The sequence below is a fragment of the Streptomyces marokkonensis genome (genome assembly GCF_039539045.1).
GTDB lineage: Bacteria > Actinomycetota > Actinomycetes > Streptomycetales > Streptomycetaceae > Streptomyces > Streptomyces marokkonensis.
Genome location: NZ_BAABCQ010000261.1, coordinates 4,682 through 7,273 on the forward strand (window position 1 = coordinate 4,682; position 2,592 = coordinate 7,273).

Annotated in this window: 3 protein-coding genes and 1 tRNA gene; 3 read left to right on the forward strand and 1 reads right to left on the reverse strand. The window is 68.8% G+C overall.

Features of this window, described 5'->3' with window-relative positions:
* From ABEA26_RS34175 to ABEA26_RS34185, 3 genes are all read left to right on the forward strand, one after another.
* The coding region (locus ABEA26_RS34175; protein WP_345597711.1) for a transcriptional regulator at positions 1-1,365 on the forward strand (1,365 nt) is incomplete at its 5' end.
* Positions 1,365-1,937 carry a transcriptional regulator gene (locus ABEA26_RS34180; protein ID WP_345597713.1) on the forward strand — a complete coding sequence of 191 codons (573 nt, stop codon included), beginning with the start codon at positions 1,365-1,367 and terminating at the stop codon, positions 1,935-1,937. The genes ABEA26_RS34175 and ABEA26_RS34180, both read left to right, overlap by 1 nt.
* Positions 1,938-2,000: 63 nt before the next feature.
* A tRNA-Met gene (locus ABEA26_RS34185) sits at positions 2,001-2,074 on the forward strand.
* Positions 2,075-2,365: 291 nt separating this feature from the next.
* Here ABEA26_RS34185 and ABEA26_RS34190 read toward each other — a convergent pair.
* On the reverse strand, positions 2,366-2,592 hold a 227-nt coding region (locus ABEA26_RS34190; protein WP_345597715.1), incomplete at its 5' end, for a dihydrofolate reductase family protein.

The following is a 2,592-nucleotide window of genomic DNA, read 5'->3' on the forward strand; positions in this document are numbered from 1 at the left end:
ACCGAGACCGAGACCGAGACCGAGACCGAGACCGAGACCGAGACCGAGACCGAGACCGAGACGGCGCCGGCTGCGGAGCAGCCCGTCACGTCAGGCACGGCCGCGACTGTCACCCCTTTGTCTACGCCCGACCTCGGCCAGGACGAGGACGGGGACGATGTGGAGCTGCTTGTCGCCCCAGAGCCCTGTGTGCTGTGCGGCCATCCCGCCGGACAACGCGTGGCGGGGTTCGCTCAGCACCTGACCCCGGCCGACTGCCGGCCCACCGCCACCGGGGCCCCAGCTGCCCCACCAGCCGGACAGCCCACCGCGCCCACCTCGAAAGCGCCGCTGCGCACGACACGTCCGGCACGTGCGACGGAGCGTTCCAGGGGCCCGGCCCGCCACGCGTTCCAGGAGACGTCCGGCCCGGTCGACCTGATCCGCGAGGCCGTGCAGGGTGCGCTTGCCGAGCACCGGGGCGACGTCGACGCAGCCACGGCGGCGCTGGTGAAGCGGGCCATCCCGGACGCGATGCGACTGCTGGACGAGACCCGTAAGGGCGCCCGCTACGACGTGATCGCGCACCCCTGGATCCCCGACATCCTCAAGAAGCAGACCGCGCGCGGCGCAGACCAGATCTGGGAAGCCCGCCCCAAGTGGACCCGCCACGAACTCCCGTTCGGCCGGCATCAGGTGACCGCGCTCGACATCAACGGCGCCTACCTCTCCGCCCTCAAGACGCACCTCCCCCTGGGCCAGCTTGAGCACTCCACCGGCCTCGCCCACGACCGCCGCCGCTCCGGAGTCCACCTGATCACCCCGCCCGAATGGGAGCACGAGGCGGTGCTGCCCAACCCGATCGGCCAGCGGGACGAGCCCGGCCCCCTGTGGGTCACCGAGCCGACGCTTCGCCTCCTGCTGCGCCTGTCCGGCCCCAAGCACCAGCTGTGCGAGCCTCCTCAGATCCACGAGTCGTACACCTCCGGGGCCACGGAGAACCTGCTGGAGAAGTTCCGTATCGCCCTGAAGGACGCCCGCGACACGGCGATCGAGCAGGGCGACAGGGTGACGCTGGAGTACGTGAAGGCGATGTACTCGAAGTTCGTCTCCACCATGGGGGAGTCGAACTACAACCGGGAGCTCTACCGCCCGGACTGGATGCACCTCATCCGCAGCCAGGCCTTCGCCAACCTCTGCCTCAAGGCACTCAAGGCCCATGACGAGGGCCTGGCCGTCGTCCGGGCGATGGGCACCGACGAACTCCACGTCATCGGTGACTGGCGCCGTGTCTTCGCCGAAGGCCGAGCTGTTACCGAGGTCAAGGTCAAGGACACGTACACCGCCGGAACCGACGACGCTGAGCACGAAGGCGAGGGGGAGTAGTGCCGGAGAAGAACATCGACTTCGGGAGGTTCGGCGCCCGGGGCATCAAGGGCAGCGACGCCGTCGCGCGCAAACTCGATGAACTCGCGGGCGGCATCGCCACTCCCGTGACCGCCAAGCGCGGCTGGATGGCGCGCCTGCACTACCTGACGAAGTCGACCCAGACCCTGAAGGCCGCGCAGGACGCCGGACTCACCGTGACCCACCGGACGCTGAAGGCCTGGCTGGAGGGCAGACGCCGCCCCTCCAAGGCCAACCTGGAACGCATCGACCAGGTGTACCGGGCGGCGCGCCGTCACAACGTCGCCCGCTATCTCCTCAGGCGCCTCAACCGCGACGGACGCGGTACGCGAGTGGAGATCCACCCACTCAACCAGTCCCAGGTGCCGCAGCCGCTGCAGCGCGTGGTGGAGTACCGGACGATGAACGTGCGCCGCTGGGACCGCATCGTCGGCTCCTGGGCGGCCGGCGACCACCAGAGCCTCGACGCCGCCTGGCAGGACACGATCGTCGACCTCGGTTCGCAGTGGGGCCAGTACGAGTACGTCACCAACGTCGGCTTCGCCGCGTAGAAGCCCTGCGTCAGGCGATGGTCTTCGGTGCCTGCTGTGATGGCGTACGGTGGGGGCTACCGACGCGGGGTGGAGCAGCTCGGTAGCTCGCTGGGCTCATAACCCAGAGGTCGCAGGTTCAAATCCTGTCCCCGCTACTGCTGAAGAGGGCCCGGATCCACGCGATCCGGGCCCTCTCGCACTCCCTGGGACCCGACCGGCTGGCGCGGGGCGATGCTTCGGCCTGGCGGGCACGATTCGCGTTGGAGCGCGCGACGTCCTTCCAGCGGGAAAAGCTGGGGTTTCTGGCACACGCATCACAGACTCTTCCTCGCCCTCTCCGTCCTGGCAGCTGTCCTCGCATTCGCCTCCGGACGTTCAGCAACCAGCACGGGGGAGAACGACTCTCTCGGGCCGGCCTGAGTCGTCGGCCTGCCGGTGCGAGCGGTTCACTGTTCCTGGTGGCCGAGAGTGCGCCGGGGGATGGATTCGATCTCTGAGTGAAGATTCAGCACACGTGCAATGGGGGCCGGGAGCTCGGTATCGGGGGCGACAGCAGCCGGGGACAGTTGCTCAGGTGTCAGCCCGGGGGCGTTCCTGAACACGGTGTTCCCGAGAAGCGCCGCGCCCTCAAATCGGGCTTCGTGCAGGTGCACGTCGGAAAACAGGGCATCTA